This window comes from Pseudomonas sp. 05N431, assembly GCF_056397005.1.
Window position 1 is genome coordinate 397,975 of the sequence record NZ_JBFTMN010000003.1, and the last position, 14,828, is coordinate 412,802.

Consider the following 14,828-nt stretch of genomic DNA (forward strand, 5'->3'; position numbering starts at 1 on the left):
GCATTCCCACGCGGGAGCGTGGGAGCGATCAGCGTCGAGGTTAATCAGCCTTCCTCAAGCCACCAGCGCAGCGGCTTGCCTTCAACGGGCCAGAAGCGTATTTGCTCGATCGGCGAGATGTCCCAGCGCTGCACGGTTTCCAGTGCTTGCAGGAAGCGTTTTTCCTGTTCCATCAAGGCCGGGGCGCACATTTTGCGGGTGCTGCCGACTTTGCCGAAGCTCAGCTTGTCACCGTCCAGCGTGTAAGGCGCGAACCAGTGGTTGCAGCCACCATTGCCATAAGCGCGACCGTCTTCACCCAGGGTGATGGTCAGGTGGCTGTAGTCGATCAGCGGGCGTTCGCCGATCCACTCCAGCACATAGCTGCGATCCTGCTGCAGTTGCACCGGCTCAGCGGCACAGCCCAGCAGGCTGACGCCCACCATCGCGGCCAGAACGAGGTGTTTCATTACACGGGCTCCTGGCATTTCGGGCACAGGTGCTTCTCGCTGGCGGTGGTCCAGCCCAGTTCGGCAATCCGTGCGGTGGCGGCCGGTTTTTCGGCCTTGTTGCCCAGCTTGGCGTCGACCGCGAACTCGAACTTCAGCTCTTTGGCGCAGCTGTCGCAGTTCACTTGCCAGTTGTGGATCGCCAGTTCACCAAACACCGGACCATTGGCCACGGCAACCCACTGGCCCATGGGCTTGAGCAGGTGGCGAACGTTTTCAACGGTCAGGCGCATGGACAGGTCCTTGCTGCCTTTGAGGGTGACCAACAGCACATCATCGGCGCGGATCGAGCCGCCGTTGCCGGTGACTTGATAGCGCCCCGGCGTCAGCGCGCGGCATTCGGTCAGGGTGTGTTGCGGGTTCATCAGGCTGTAGCGGAAATCGTGTTCGACCATGGGTCCTCCAAATATGCGCGATATGCTAGCACGCGAGAGAATCGGACATGGTCCATGGTTGCGACCTTCGATCAGGCCAAATCAGCTTTCGACCTGATTGTGAGGTGTGCCAGCGGCCCAATCGATGATGTTCTGCAAGGTGGTCGTGGCAATGGCGGCCAACGCTTCGTGGGTCAGGAAGGCCTGGTGCGCGGTGACGATCACGTTGGGGAAGGTCAACAGCCGCGCCAACATGTCGTCTTGCAGCGGCAGGTCGGAGCGGTCTTCGAAGAACAGTTGGGCTTCTTCTTCATAGACGTCCAGCCCCAGATACCCCAATTGACCGCTTTTCAGTGCGTCGATCAACGCGGGTGTGTCCACCAGGCCGCCACGCCCGGTGTTGATCAGCATGGCGCCGGGTTGCAGATGCGCCAGCGACTGGCGGTTGATCAGGTGCTTGCTCTCGGCGGTCAGCGGACAATGCAGGCTGATGATCTGCGCTTCGGCCAACAGCTCCGGCAATGGCAGATAGCGGGCACCGAGGGCCTCGACCGCAGGATTGGGGCAGGGGTCGTAAGCCAGCAGCTTACAGCCAAACCCGGCCATGATTTTCGCGAAGGTGGCGCCGATCTGGCCGGTGCCGACCACGCCGACGGTCTTGCCGAACAGATCGAAACCGGTCAGCCCGTGCAGGCTGAAATCGCCTTCGCGGGTCCGGTTGTAGGCGCGGTAGAGGCGGCGGTTCAGTGCCAGGATCAACGCCACCGCGTGTTCGGCCACGGCGTGAGGCGAGTAGGCCGGCACGCGGACGATGCTCAACCCCAGGCGTTTCGCGCAAGCCAGGTCAACGTGGTTGTAACCCGCCGAGCGCAGGGCGATCAGACGCGTGCCGCCGGTGGCCAGTTGTTCAAGCACTGGCGCGCTGAGGTCGTCATTGATAAAGGCGCAGACCACTTCATGCCGTTCGGCCAGCGCCACTGTGTCCAGACTCAGGCGCGCGGGCTGGAAGTGCAACTCGATACCGGCGGGTATTTTGGCTGCGAGAAAGCTCTCGCGGTCGTACGTCTGGCTGCTGAAGAGAATCGTGCGCATCATGTCCTCCTGGAAATCTCACGTCATTCATCATTCCCACGCTCCCGCGTGGGAATGCAGCCCGGGGCGCTCCGCGTCCCAAGAGCGGACGCGGAGCGTCCAGCGAGGCATTCCCACGCAGAGCGTGGGAACGATCAATCCGTGGGGGTAGTGCGCTGAGTTTAACCCTCAACACCGGCCGCGCTATTGCGCTGGGTCAAGCGCCAATGCGCGCGTGCGAGGCCAGGCGGTTGATCGCCCGCTCAAGCTCTTCCAGCGCCACCAGGGCTTTGGGGTCTTGTTGCTTGAGCAGGGTTTCACTGCGCTGGCAGGCCGCACGCAACTGCGGAACGCCGCAATAGCGCGTCGCCCCGTGCAGGCGGTGGACCCGTTCGATCAGGGCATTCTGGTCATTGCTTTCACGGGCGACGCGAATCGCCTCGCGATCGGCTTCCAGTGAGGCCAGCAGCATCGCCAGCATGTCGGCCGCCAGATCGGCTTTGCCGGCCGCCAGGCGCAGGCCTTCATCCGGGTCGAGCACCAGCAGGTCGCTGGTGCTGCCATAAACGTCGGCCCGCTCCGGACCGTGGTTACGCAGGGCCAGCCCGGTCCACTTCAACACCACCTGCGCCAATTGGCGTTCGCTGATCGGTTTGGTCAGGTAATCGTCCATGCCGCTTTGCAGCAAGGCGCGTTTTTCGTTGGCCATGGCGTGGGCGGTGAGGGCGACGACCGGCAACGGCGTGCAATGTCGTTCGCTTTCCCATTGGCGAATCGCTTCGGTGCTTTGGCGTCCATCCATGCCCGGCATCTGCACGTCCATCAGCACCAGGTCAAAGGCTTCGGTCTGCACGGCCTTGATCGCCGCGGAACCGCTTTCGACAGCCAGCACCTTGGCGCCCATGTCTTCAAGCAGCGTCTGCACAAGCAACAGGTTGGCCGGGTTGTCGTCGACGCAGAGTACTTTCGGTGCGCGGCTGGAAACCGGTTCGCCCGGCTCGTTGCGCAACTGACGCGGGTTGACCAGATCCGATAGCGCGCGACGCAGCTTGCGGGTGCAGGCCGGTTTGGCCTGCAATTGGCTGTGAGGGTTGGGCACCGAGAGATGGAACAGCGTCTGCTCAGTGGTCGGGCACAGCACCAGCACTTTGCAGCCCAGGTGTTCGAGGTCCCAGATATGCTGATTCAGCCGCTCCGGCGGCATGTCGTTGGAGGTGATGCCGAGCACGGCGAGGTCGATCGCCTGCTCGGTCTGGTGCGCGCCGGTGACGCCGTTGGTCAGGCTTTCCAGGGTGTTGAACGGTGTCACTTCAAGACCACAGTCTTCCAACTGGTGCTGCAAGGCCTGGCGTGCCAATTCGTGGTTTTCCAGCACCGCAACGCGCCGTCCGAGCAACGGTGGTCCTGGCAGGTCTTCGGCATCGTCGCGGGTTTTTGGCAGGCTCAGGCTGATCCAGAATTCCGAGCCTTCGCCCGGCGTGCTGTCGACGCCAATCTCACCACCCATCTGCTCGATCAATCGCTTGGAAATCACCAGCCCCAGGCCGGTACCGCCCGGTTGCCGCGACAACGAGTTGTCGGCCTGACTGAAGGCCTGAAACAACGCGCGCACGTCCTGATTCGACAGGCCGATGCCGGTGTCCTGAATGCTGATGCGCAGTTGCACGCTGTCTTCGTGTTCTTCTTCAAGCATGGCGCGGGCGACGATGGTGCCTTCGCGGGTGAACTTGATCGCGTTACTCACAAGGTTGGTGAGTATCTGCTTGAGCCGCAGCGGGTCGCCAACCAGTGACAGCGGCGTGTCGCGGTACACCAGGCTGACCAGCTCGAGCTGTTTGGCGTGGGCGGCCGGGGCGAGGATGGTCAGGGTGTCCTGGAGCAGATCGCGCAGGTTGAACGGAATGCTGTCGAGTACCAGTTTGCCAGCCTCGATTTTCGAGAAGTCGAGAATCTCGTTGATGATCCCCAGCAGGCTGTCGGCGGACTTTTCGATAGTGCCCAGATAGTCGAGCTGACGCGGTGTCAGTTCGCTTTTTTGCAGCAAGTGGGTGAAACCGAGGATGCCATTGAGCGGCGTGCGAATCTCGTGGCTCATGTTGGCGAGGAACTCGGACTTGATCCGGCTCGCTTCCAGGGCTTCCTTGCGCGCCAGGTCCAGCTCGATGTTCTGGATCTCGATGGTTTCCAGGTTCTGCCGGACGTCTTCGGTGGCCTGATCGATGCTGTGCTGCAATTCTTCCTGAGCATTTTGCAGGGTGCTGGCCATACGGTTGATACCCGAGGCCAGCTCGTCCAGCTCCTGGCTGCCAAGCGGGGGCAGGCGGGTTTCGAGATGGCCGTCCTTGAGTTGCGCCACGGCCTGCTTGATCAGGTTCAGCGGTGTATTGATGGTGCGGCCCATACGCAATGCCAGCAGCGCGGTGCCGACCAGGCCTGCGGCGATCAACAGCACGCTGGCGAACAGACTGCGATAACCGCGCAGCAGCATGCCGTTGTGGGAGAGTTCCAGCTCGACCCAGCCCAGCAAGCGATCGGACTCATCGGGGATCAGCTCGCCGGCCAGGTTGCGATGCCTGCCAAACACCGGCAACAGGTAGCGGGTGGCGTCGTTGCTGGTGCGTTGCAGCATGTGCGTGCTGTCGCCAGTGGGCGGCTGGTTGAGCATCAGCGGCCCGGCGTGCGCCAGTTGCGTGCGGTCCGGCGCCAGGAACGACACGGCGCGCACGTCCGGTTGCTCCAGTGACTGGGTCGCAATGCGTTCCAGCAGGTCGTCATTCTTGTGGCCCATGGCCGGGGCGACCAGCGGTGCCAGTTGTTCGGCGATCATTTCGCCGCGTTGCAGAAGTTGGGTTTGCAGGTCGGACTGTTGCATCCAGGTGAAGTAGCCGCCCAGAACCAAGGCCATCAGGCTGGTCGGCAACAAGGTCAACAACAATACGCGACCTTTGATCCCCAGTTTCTTCAGCACGTCACTCTCCTGCTATCACGCTGTTTATAGATGACCGTGCGTGCATCCGGCACGCGCTACCCGCGCAGTGTAGCGATTTGCTGGCAGGCAATCCCGGCAAATTATCCAGAGCTTTGTGACGGTTTGAACGTTACGGGGAGCCGCGACGAAAGTCGCGGGTTGCTCACTGCCGGGCAATCTAGAATAATCAGTGATTGAGAATGACTTGCAGAAGCTAATGACTCCCGTATCTGTTGTCCCCCCTCGTATCCTGGCGATTGAAGACGACCTTGTATTGGGGGCACATGTTCATGAACATCTGGGGCGCTGTGGTTTTCAGGTGACCTGGTGCCAGAGCGGCGAGGACGGGCTGGCGATTGCTCGCGAGCAGACCTTCGATATCGTGCTGATGGATATTGTGTTGCCAGGCATGGATGGCCTGGCGCTATTGACCGATCTGCGGACCCGCGATTCCACCCCGGTGCTGCTGATGTCGGCACTGGGCTCCGAAGCGGATCGCATCAGCGGTTTTCGTCAGGGCGCCGACGACTACCTGCCCAAGCCTTTCAGCATGGCCGAATTGCGGGTGCGCATCGAAGCGATCCTGCGGCGGGTGGCCCTGGACCGTCGACATACGCTGCCAGCGATCAACGGCGACGTTCACAGCCTGCGTTTCGACGATGAGCTCTGTGACGTTCACTATGGTGAGCAGTGGGCCGGGCTGACCCGCAGCGAATACCGGCTGCTGGAAACCCTGAACCGCAATGGCGATGAAGTGCTCGGCAAGGCTTTCCTTTATCAGCAGGTGTTGCAGCGCGGCTACGCGCCCCACGATCGCAGCCTGGACATGCACATCAGCCAGATCCGCCGCAAACTCAAGACCATCGGCTACTGCGAACGGGAAGTGCGCACCGTCTGGGGCAAGGGTTATGTATTGAGTGCGCTTGATGAAATGGTCTGACCGGGTGGCGCCTTTGAACAACCTTGATGAACAGCCCCGCGCTTTCGATCAAATGTCCGAACGCCGGCAAACCGCCGTGGCTGTGCAGCAGCAACTATTACGCGACTTGTCTCATGAACTGCGCACATCGTTGAGCCGTCTACGCGTGGCCAGCGAAAGCGAAGAGGATCTGCTGCAACTGCGCGAGCGCATCAGTCGCGAAGTCGATGGCATGCAACGGTTGGTAGAAGACACCCTGCAGCTGGCCTGGCTCGGCGCGGAGCACTTGCCATTACCGGACGAGGCCATCCAGATTCAGGCACTTTGGGAAATGCTCGCGGAAAACGCCTGCTATGAAAGCGGCTGGCCCTCCGAGAAATTGCACTGCGCGGTGGAGGCTTCATGCTGGGTTCGGGGAAATCTGAATACCTTGGCCCAGGCGCTGGAAAACATCCTGCGCAATGCCATCCGCCATTCTCCGACCGGTGGCAGCGTGCGTCTCGATGGCCGGCGCGATGGCGATTATTGGCTGCTGTGGCTTGAAGATCAGGGCGGCGGTGTCGCCGAACACGATCTGGAACGCATCTTCGAACCGTTCACCCGACTCAATGGCTCACGCCCCGGCAATGGCGGCTTTGGCCTGGGGCTGAGTATCGCGCGCAATGCGGTGCAACGTCAGGGTGGGCGCTTGTGGGCGGAGAATACCGGGGCAGGGTTGCGGCTCAATATGCGGTTGTTGGCTGATCTTGATGGCGCCAGTGCCGACGCCATCGCGAGCAAGCTCGCTCCCACAGGGGATTTATGAGCGACACAGATCCAATGTGGGAGCGAGCTTGCTCGCGATGGCAATCTGCAAACCAGCACAAAAACAGCGCTTATTCCCATTAGCCATAAGCACCACACTTTGCGTGATATGGCCTGCGCACGTTTGCCGGTATGATGGTCGCCCCCGCTGTCTGGATTGCGAATACGCCATGACCTTGCAGTACCCCACCATCGCCGATTGCGTCGGCAACACTCCGCTGGTTCGTTTGCAGCGCCTGCCCGGCGCCACCAGCAACACCCTGCTGCTCAAGCTCGAGGGTAATAACCCGGCGGGTTCGGTCAAGGACCGTCCGGCGCTGTCGATGATTACCCGTGCCGAGCTGCGTGGGCAGATCCATGCCGGCGATACGCTGATCGAGGCGACCTCCGGCAATACCGGGATTGCCCTGGCCATGGCCGCAGCGATCAAGGGTTACAAGATGATCCTGATCATGCCCGACAACTCCAGCGCCGAGCGCAAGGCCGCAATGACCGCCTATGGCGCCGAGCTGATTCTGGTCAGCCAGGAGGAGGGCATGGAAGGTGCTCGTGACCTCGCCGAGCGGATGCAGGCTGAGGGTCGCGGCAAGGTGCTCGACCAGTTCGCCAACGGCGACAACCCCGAGGCGCATTACACCGGTACCGGCCCGGAAATCTGGCGCCAGACTCAGGGCAGCATTACCCATTTCATCAGTTCCATGGGCACCACGGGCACCATCATGGGTGTCTCGCGTTACCTGAAAGAACAGAATTCGGCCGTGCAGATCGTCGGCCTGCAACCGATGGAAGGCTCGGCGATTCCGGGTATCCGTCGCTGGCCGCAGGAATACCTGCCGAAGATCTATCAAGCCGATCGGGTTGACCGCATCGTCGACATGGCCCAAAGCGAAGCCGAAGACGTGACCCGTCGTCTGGCGCGCGAAGAAGGCATCTTCTGTGGCGTGTCCTCGGGTGGTGCTGTAGCAGCGATGCTGCGCCTGTCCAAAGAAGTCGAAAACGCGGTGATGGTCGCGATCATTTGTGACCGTGGCGACCGTTACTTGTCGACCGGCATTTTCGACGCGCCCAACTGATGGCGAAGCAAGAGAGAGGCCTGCGCTTCCAACCCACTGGCGGCAGCAAGGCCCCGCAAGTCCCGACCGGCAAAAAGCAGCGCTTGACCATCGAGCGCCTGGCCAATGACGGTCGCGGTATCGCGTTTTTCGAAGGTCGTACCTGGTTCGTCATCGGTGCACTGGCCGGTGAAGAAGTCGAAGCTCGCGTCCTGGGTGCCCATGGCAAAGTCGTCGAGGCGCGCACCGAACGGGTCTTCGTCGCCAATCAATTGCGTCGTCCGGCGCCGTGCGCTCATGCCGGGCGCTGCGGCGGTTGCAGCGTGCAGCATCTGCCCCACAACGAACAGCTCGCCCTGAAACAGCGCATGCTCGCCGAGCAGTTGTCGCGGGTGGCCGGTGTCGAACCGGAGCAATGGGCAGAGCCCTTGAGCGGTCCTGAGTTCGCCTACCGACGTCGCGCCCGAGTGGCGGTGCGCTGGGACGTGAAGGCAAAAAAACTCGAAGTCGGTTTTCGTGCCGCCGGCAGCCAGGACATCGTCGGCATCAATGATTGCCCGGTGCTGGTACAGCCCTTGCAGCCGATCATGAGCGGCTTGCCGGAAATGCTCCGGCGTTTGAGCAAGCCTCAAGCGTTGGGTCATGTGGAATTGTTCGCCGGTTCATCCCTGGCACTGTTGTTGCGCCACATGGCGCCACTGTCTGAAAACGACCTGAGCATCCTCAAGGAATTCTGCGCATTCCATGATGCCCAATTGTGGCTGCATGGCGAAGGCGAGCCGCAACCGGTCGATGCCGATCAGGCGTTGGGTTACCGGCTTGAGCAATGGAATCTGGAGCTGGCGTATCGTCCGGGTGACTTCATTCAGGTGAACGCCGGGGTCAACGAAGCGATGGTCGCCCAGGCGCTGGAATGGCTGAAGCCTGCCGCTGACGAACGCGTGCTCGATCTGTTCTGCGGCCTGGGCAACTTTGCCTTGCCGCTGGCGCAGCAAGTTCGTGAAGTGGTGGCGGTCGAAGGCGTGCAGACCATGGTCGAGCGCGCAGCTGCGAATGCCGCTAGCAACAATCTGCATAACGCGAAGTTTTTTCAGGCCGATTTATCCCAGCCTTTGGCTGATGCCAAATGGGCCAGCGAGGGCTTTTCTGCGGTACTCTTGGACCCACCGCGCGACGGTGCTTTCGAGGTGGTGCGCACACTCGCATCGCTGGGTGCCAAGCGCTTGGTTTATGTGTCGTGCAACCCGGCAACTTTGGCCCGCGACACGGTCGAACTGATCAAGCAGGGCTACCGGTTAAAACGTGCCGGGATCCTCGATATGTTTCCTCAGACGGCACATGTCGAGGCCATGGCGTTATTTGAAGCGAGCTAGGATGGCTCGTCTGGTCCGACCAGACCGCTCATGCATCAGCCCTTCAGCCCGGCAGGGTGCATGAGCAACGAAGGTCAGCGATTTGACGCATTGAATCTGCGTCGTAGGGAAGGTAAGCAAGATGGTACAGGTGAGAGCACACCAGCCGATCAATACCGACGGCAGTATCAATCTCGAGGCTTGGCTCGATCATGCGGTCAGTGTCGATCCGGCACTGGATCGCGAAGCCTTGAAAGAAGCCTGCGAGTTCGCTCGTCAGGCCGAACAGCAAGACAAAGCGGCGAAGAATCTCTGGTCCGAAGGTACGTCGAGTTTTCGTACGGGCCTTGAGATCGCAGAGATTCTCGCCGACCTCAAGCTCGATCAGGATTCTCTGGTCGCGGCGATCCTTTACCGTGGCGTACGCGAAGGTCATATCCCGCTGCCGGCTGTCAGCCAGCGCTTTGGTCCGGTGGTTGCCAAACTGATCGATGGCGTGCAGCGCATGGCGGCGATCAGCGCCAGCCTGAGCCCGCGCCAATCGTTGGTGCTGGGCTCTCAGGGCCAGGTGGAAAACCTGCGCAAGATGCTCGTGGCCATGGTCGACGACGTGCGCGTGGCACTGATCAAACTGGCCGAGCGCACCTGCGCGATCCGTGCGGTGAAAACCGCCGATGACGAAAAGCGCAACCGGGTCGCCCGGGAAGTCTTCGACATCTATGCGCCGCTGGCTCACCGTCTTGGCATCGGTCATATCAAATGGGAGCTGGAGGACTTGTCCTTCCGTTACCTGGAGCCTGACCAATACAAGCAGATCGCCAAGTTGCTGCACGAGCGGCGCCTTGATCGCGAGCGGTTCATCAGTGATGTGATGAACCAGTTACAGGCCGAATTGCAGGCCACCGGCGTCGATGCCGACATCAGCGGCCGGGCCAAACACATCTATTCGATCTGGCGCAAAATGCAGCGCAAGGGTCTGGAGTTCAGCCAGATCTACGACGTGCGTGCGGTGCGCGTGCTGGTGCCGGAAATGCGCGACTGCTACACCGCGCTGGGCATCGTCCACACCTTGTGGCGGCACATCCCGAAAGAATTCGACGACTACATCGCCAACCCGAAAGAGAACGGCTACCGCTCGTTGCACACGGCGGTCATCGGTCCTGAAGGCAAGGTGCTGGAAGTGCAGATCCGCACCCACGCGATGCACGAAGAGGCCGAGTTGGGCGTTTGCGCGCACTGGCGCTACAAGGGCACCGACGTCAAATCCGGCTCCAATCACTACGAAGAGAAAATCTCCTGGCTGCGTCAGGTGCTCGAGTGGCACGAAGAGCTGGGCGATATTGGCGGTCTGGCGGAACAGCTGCGGGTCGATATCGAGCCGGATCGGGTGTACATCTTCACCCCCGACGGTCACGCGATCGACTTGCCAAAAGGCGCCACACCGCTGGACTTCGCCTACCGCGTACACACCGAAATCGGTCACAACTGCCGGGGCGCGAAGATCAACGGGCGGATCGTTCCGCTCAACTACAGCCTGCAGACCGGTGAGCAGGTCGAGATCATCACCAGCAAACACGGCACGCCGAGCCGCGACTGGCTGAACCCGAACCTGGGCTACATCACCACCTCGCGAGCGCGGGCGAAAATCGTCCACTGGTTCAAATTGCAGGCACGTGACCAGAACGTTGCGGCCGGTAAAACCCTGTTCGAGCGCGAACTCAATCGCCTCGGTCTGCCGCAGGTGGATTTCGAAAAGCTGGCCGACAAGGCCAACATGAAAACCGCCGAGGATATGTTTGCAGCCTTGGGTGCCGGCGATTTGCGCCTGGCGCAACTGGTCAACCTGGCGCAGCAACTGGTCGAGCCGGAACGCGGCAACGAACAGCTGGAACTGATCCCGCGCAAAGCCACTGGCTACAAGCCGGGTAAGCGCGGCGACATCCAGATTCAGGGCGTCGGCAACCTGATGACCCAAATGGCCGGCTGCTGCCAGCCGTTGCCGGGCGATGCGATCGTTGGCTACATCACCCAGGGCCGCGGTGTCAGCATTCACCGCCAGGACTGCGCCTCGGTGCTGCAACTGGCCGGGCGCGAGCCTGAGCGGATCATCCAGGTCAGTTGGGGCCCGGTGCCGGTGTTGACCTATCCGGTGGACATCATCATTCGTGCCTACGACCGTTCCGGTCTGCTGCGTGACGTATCGCAAGTGCTGCTCAATGAGCGGATCAACGTGCTGGCGGTCAACACCCGCTCGAACAAAGAGGACAACACCGCGTTGATGTCCCTGACCATCGAGATTCCGGGGCTGGACGCATTGGGGCGATTGTTGGGGCGTATTTCCCAGTTGCCGAACATCATCGAAACCCGGCGTAACCGCACCCCGTGACGATCGGTGTGGAAGCTGCTTCATGTGGGAGCGAGCTTGCTCGCGATGGCGGTTGTCCAGTCAACAGTTATGCTGGATGTGCCGGCCCTATCGCGAGCAAGCTCGCTCCCACATGGGTTTTGTGAAGAGATTGATAGATGTATTCACTTCAAGACTTGCTACACCTGATGAACCGGCTGCGGGATCCGCAGTTCGGCTGTCCGTGGGATATCAAACAAACCTACCAGACCATCGTCCCGCACACTCTGGAAGAAGCCTATGAGGTGGCCGACGCCATCGAGCGCGGCGACTTCGATCATTTGCAGGGTGAGTTGGGCGATCTGCTGTTCCAGGTGGTGTATTACAGCCAACTGGCGCGGGAGGAGGGGCGTTTCGAGTTCATTGGCGTGGTCGACAGCATCACCCGCAAACTGATTCGTCGTCATCCCCACGTATTCCCGACCGGTGATCTGTACGCGCCGCTGGATATCCCGCGCCTCAGTGAGGAGCAGGTCAAACAGCGCTGGGAGGAGATCAAGGCCGAGGAGCGGGCCGAGAAGTCCCAGGCCCCTGAACAATTGTCCTTGCTCGATGATGTGCCAGCAGCGCTGCCCGCATTGTCCCGTTCGGCCAAGCTGCAAAAGCGCGCGGGGCAGGTGGGTTTCGACTGGCCGGATGCATTGCCGGTGCTCGATAAGGTCCGCGAAGAGCTTGATGAAGTGCTTGAAGCCATGGCGGATAACGACGCGACGGCGATCAGTGACGAAGTCGGCGATCTGCTGTTTTCCGTGGTCAACCTGGCGCGTCACCTCAAGGTCGATCCCGAAAGTGCATTGCGCGGCGCCAACAGCAAGTTTGAAAGACGCTTCCGATTTATCGAACAGGCATTGCGCGACACCCGTCGTCCCATAGAAGATTGCACCCTCGAAGAGTTGGACGCCTTGTGGGGCGAAGCCAAACGTCAGGAAAAGAATTTGCCCAGCTGCGGCTGAGCTGTTGCCTAAGTGAGTAAGCACCATGAGCCTTTCCCTTCGCGACCAGTTGCTCAAAGCAGGGCTGGTCAACCAAAAGCAGGCCAAACAGGTCGGCAAAGAAAAACAGAAGCAGCAACGTCTGGCCCATAAAGGTCAGATCGAACTCGATGATTCCCAGCAGCGTGCGGCCCAGGAAGCCATGGCCGAGAAGGTCAAGCGCGACCAGGAACTCAATCGCCAGCAGCAGGAAAAAGTCGAGCAGAAGGCTCGCGCGGCGCAGGTCAAGCAATTGATCGAAGTCTCGCGCCTGCCGAAGCTGACCACCGACGACTACTACAACTTCGTGGACGACAAGAAGGTCAAGCGCATCTCCGTCAACACCCTGATGCGCAACAAGCTCAGCAGTGGTTCCCTGGCGATCGTGCATCACGCCGGCGGCTACGAAGTGATCCCGCGTGAAGCGGCCCTGAAGATCCAGGAGCGCGATCCACAGCGCATCGTGCAGCTGAATGTGAAGACAGAAGAAGTCAGCGCCGAAGACGATCCGTACGCGGCCTATCAGATCCCTGACGATCTGATGTGGTAAGCCTTTAGAGGTTGCAACAACGACAAACCCCGCTCATTGGCGGGGTTTGTTGTTTTCAATGCTGTTATTACACGGAACGGGCGTCTCGTTGCTGTTCCAGATTTTCCAGTTCGGCCTTGTAGCTGTGGGCATCGCTCTCGGAATGGAACATTCCCACCAGCATGTCTTGTTGATAGACGTCCCAGATCCGGATACCGGCGGCTACGCCTTCGTGGGATTTATGTGAATCGTCGCGTTCAGTTACTTTTACAGTCATCTGCTGGCTCCAATCTCAATTGTTCTGCAGCAAGGCGTGTGCAGGCCTTTGTTATATGTTTTGTTAGCTTGCTAAGTAAATGCCTTCGGCCGGTAACGATCTTTTGCAGAAATTGAAAAAATCCTGCAGCCCTTGCAGGCCGTGACATTCGGTCGCAGGGTGTTGAGTTTTATGACAAAAATTTCATCTGTTGGCGTGTTTTGACTCTGCTCGAAAGGTCTCTTTAGTCTGCCTGTATAGCCACTATCACAGGATTGCACATGCGACTAGCTGACACTTTTTACAGCTATTGGCGCCTGCTTATGCGTGCTTGAATCGAGTCGACAGCACGAAGTCCTTTCTTTGCACAGTAAGGGGCGATGGGTCATGAACCCGTGACTTTGTCTGTGTGTGATGTGCTTTTTCCACTTTAAGGAGATGAGCCATGACGGCATTCAAAGTGGCGGTAAGTGGCGAGCGGGATCATTCGTTTGCAGATGAAGGCATATTTGCGCTGCCCTCAAAGACTAATGACGCGGTTTCGCTGATAGTGGATCAGGCCGGCTCGTTGACGTTTGCGGTACGGGCGGACCCTCAGTTCTGTCTTTGTCGGACAGACGTAAATGGCAAGCTGGATACTGATTTTGGTACTGATGGGGAGGTGCGTTGGCAATTTAAAGACGGGCAATCTTCAATTCTAGGCAAGGCATTGCTTCAGGCCGATGGGAAAATCCTGCTGGTGGGGAATAATTATCTCAATATTCTGCGTGGCCAGCCTGCATTGGCACGCTTGAACACCTCTGGAAGTCCGGATCTGGTTTTCGGTCGGGTGATACTGCAGCTATTCCCGGACGTTAATATTGATATACATCGAACCAGCGGGTGCCTGCAGCGCGATGGCAAGATACTCGTGATTTGTGGATACCGTATAACTGCTACCAAGGAGCTTAAGATTCTGCTGGTCAGGCTCTTGCAGAGTGGAGAGTTTGACCCTGGGTTTGGTGACGACGGTGTTGTCGAACTCTCCCACGCAGACCACGAGTTCGACTTGAGGCATGTCGACGTGCAGCCCAGTGGCCGTATTCTTGTGGTTGGAGCATCTTCCTCAGGCCAGGCTGCTGTGATTGGGGTTGATACCATTGGCGGGGTGGACACGGGGTTTGGGGATGAAGGTTTTGCACTGATTGGAGCGCTTGGTGCAGACTATTTTTTCAGCAAATTGTTGGTATTAGCTGACGGCCGCCTTCGTTGCATTGGTAAGGCCGGTAGTTCTGGCGCTCTGCTGGTGGGGCTCGATGAGGACGGTAAGCCCGATCAGTTATTCAATAATGGCGTGCAGATCATAACCCGAGAGCTTCTCGGCACATGGTGGTCAATCTGCGAGCAGGATGATCAAAAGCTACTGGTTGTAGGGAATTCTGGAGGGAATGTAGTGGATCAGGTGTGCACGCGGTTCTTGTCGCAGGGAGATCGTGACACTACATTTGGTTGGTCAGGACTTATCTATCATTCTGGAAGGGCTACCGATAGTGTGCTCCAGCCCAGTGGGCGCTGGGTAACTACTGCGTCCGCACTAACTTACTATTCGGCACGGCTTAATGGCCTCCTCACCTGAAACGCTCCACCTGTTTGGTATGTCC

12 protein-coding genes and 1 pseudogene are annotated in these 14,828 nt (G+C 59.6%); 8 read left to right on the forward strand and 5 right to left on the reverse strand.

Features of this window, described 5'->3' with window-relative positions; genetic code table 11:
• Window positions 1-44: 44 nt before the first annotated feature.
• The 4 genes from AC1DIG_RS07305 to AC1DIG_RS07320 all read right to left on the reverse strand — a co-directional run bounded on the left by AC1DIG_RS07305 (window position 45) and on the right by AC1DIG_RS07320 (window position 4,901).
• Window positions 45-449 (reverse strand): META domain-containing protein, encoded by a 405-nt coding sequence (locus AC1DIG_RS07305; RefSeq protein WP_477766734.1) that lies wholly within the window; start codon window positions 447-449, stop codon window positions 45-47.
• Window positions 449-883: a hypothetical protein gene (locus AC1DIG_RS07310; protein WP_477766735.1), complete on the reverse strand. Its 435-nt coding sequence runs from the start codon at window positions 881-883 to the stop codon at window positions 449-451. Before AC1DIG_RS07310 ends, AC1DIG_RS07305 begins: the two co-directional genes overlap by 1 nt.
• Window positions 884-964: 81 nt before the next feature.
• Window positions 965-1,954, reverse strand: coding sequence for a 2-hydroxyacid dehydrogenase (locus AC1DIG_RS07315; protein ID WP_477766736.1), 990 nt, complete (start codon window positions 1,952-1,954; stop codon window positions 965-967).
• Between the two features lie 196 nt (window positions 1,955-2,150).
• The gene (locus tag AC1DIG_RS07320) at window positions 2,151-4,901 is read right to left on the reverse strand and encodes a response regulator (protein ID WP_477766737.1); all 2,751 of its coding nucleotides are present in this window, start codon (window positions 4,899-4,901) and stop codon (window positions 2,151-2,153) included.
• Window positions 4,902-5,118: 217 nt separating this feature from the next.
• Here AC1DIG_RS07320 and AC1DIG_RS07325 point away from each other — a divergent pair, with 217 nt between their 5' ends.
• From AC1DIG_RS07325 to AC1DIG_RS07355, 7 genes and pseudogenes are all read left to right on the forward strand, one after another.
• A complete protein-coding gene (locus AC1DIG_RS07325) occupies window positions 5,119-5,841 on the forward strand; it encodes a response regulator transcription factor (protein WP_477766738.1) in 723 nt (240 codons plus the stop codon).
• A gap of 28 nt (window positions 5,842-5,869) precedes the next feature.
• A pseudogene (locus tag AC1DIG_RS07330) lies at window positions 5,870-6,625 on the forward strand (sensor histidine kinase); the annotation flags it as partial.
• 169 nt (window positions 6,626-6,794) lie between these two features.
• Window positions 6,795-7,697, forward strand: a complete 903-nt coding sequence (gene cysM, locus AC1DIG_RS07335) for a cysteine synthase CysM (RefSeq protein WP_477766739.1) — start codon at window positions 6,795-6,797, stop codon at window positions 7,695-7,697.
• Window positions 7,697-9,049, forward strand: coding sequence for a 23S rRNA (uracil(1939)-C(5))-methyltransferase RlmD (rlmD, locus tag AC1DIG_RS07340; RefSeq protein WP_477766740.1), 1,353 nt, complete (start codon window positions 7,697-7,699; stop codon window positions 9,047-9,049). The genes cysM and rlmD overlap by 1 nt, the downstream gene beginning before the upstream one ends.
• Window positions 9,050-9,170: 121 nt before the next feature.
• Entirely contained in the window at window positions 9,171-11,414 is a 2,244-nt protein-coding gene (gene relA, locus AC1DIG_RS07345) for a GTP diphosphokinase (protein WP_477766741.1), read from the forward strand.
• A gap of 137 nt (window positions 11,415-11,551) precedes the next feature.
• Complete coding sequence (mazG, locus tag AC1DIG_RS07350; protein WP_477766742.1) at window positions 11,552-12,385, forward strand: nucleoside triphosphate pyrophosphohydrolase; 834 nt, start codon at window positions 11,552-11,554, stop codon at window positions 12,383-12,385.
• A 25-nt stretch (window positions 12,386-12,410) separates the two neighbouring features.
• Window positions 12,411-12,953, forward strand: a complete 543-nt coding sequence (locus AC1DIG_RS07355; protein WP_477766743.1) for a DUF2058 domain-containing protein — start codon at window positions 12,411-12,413, stop codon at window positions 12,951-12,953.
• Between the two features lie 67 nt (window positions 12,954-13,020).
• Here AC1DIG_RS07355 and AC1DIG_RS07360 read toward each other — a convergent pair whose 3' ends face one another.
• The gene (locus AC1DIG_RS07360) at window positions 13,021-13,209 is read right to left on the reverse strand and encodes a hypothetical protein (RefSeq protein WP_054593565.1); all 189 of its coding nucleotides are present in this window, start codon (window positions 13,207-13,209) and stop codon (window positions 13,021-13,023) included.
• 424 nt (window positions 13,210-13,633) lie between these two features.
• Here AC1DIG_RS07360 and AC1DIG_RS07365 point away from each other — a divergent pair, with 424 nt between their 5' ends.
• Window positions 13,634-14,803, forward strand: a complete 1,170-nt coding sequence (locus AC1DIG_RS07365; protein ID WP_477766744.1) for a hypothetical protein — start codon at window positions 13,634-13,636, stop codon at window positions 14,801-14,803.
• Window positions 14,804-14,828: the final 25 nt, after the last annotated feature.

Bases quoted from the DNA above. Each gene is read 5' to 3' on its own strand.
- AC1DIG_RS07325 (WP_477766738.1), top strand. From the start codon at position 5,119: ATGACTCCCGTATCTGTTGTCCCCCCTCGTATCCTGGCGATTGAAGAC.
- mazG (WP_477766742.1), top strand. From the start codon at position 11,552: ATGTATTCACTTCAAGACTTGCTACACCTGATGAACCGGCTGCGGGAT.
- rlmD (WP_477766740.1), top strand. From the start codon at position 7,697: ATGGCGAAGCAAGAGAGAGGCCTGCGCTTCCAACCCACTGGCGGCAGC.
- relA (WP_477766741.1), top strand. From the start codon at position 9,171: ATGGTACAGGTGAGAGCACACCAGCCGATCAATACCGACGGCAGTATC.
- AC1DIG_RS07360 (WP_054593565.1), bottom strand. From the start codon at position 13,209: ATGACTGTAAAAGTAACTGAACGCGACGATTCACATAAATCCCACGAA.
- AC1DIG_RS07315 (WP_477766736.1), bottom strand. From the start codon at position 1,954: ATGCGCACGATTCTCTTCAGCAGCCAGACGTACGACCGCGAGAGCTTT.
- AC1DIG_RS07365 (WP_477766744.1), top strand. From the start codon at position 13,634: ATGACGGCATTCAAAGTGGCGGTAAGTGGCGAGCGGGATCATTCGTTT.
- AC1DIG_RS07355 (WP_477766743.1), top strand. From the start codon at position 12,411: ATGAGCCTTTCCCTTCGCGACCAGTTGCTCAAAGCAGGGCTGGTCAAC.
- AC1DIG_RS07305 (WP_477766734.1), bottom strand. From the start codon at position 449: ATGAAACACCTCGTTCTGGCCGCGATGGTGGGCGTCAGCCTGCTGGGC.
- cysM (WP_477766739.1), top strand. From the start codon at position 6,795: ATGACCTTGCAGTACCCCACCATCGCCGATTGCGTCGGCAACACTCCG.
- AC1DIG_RS07310 (WP_477766735.1), bottom strand. From the start codon at position 883: ATGGTCGAACACGATTTCCGCTACAGCCTGATGAACCCGCAACACACC.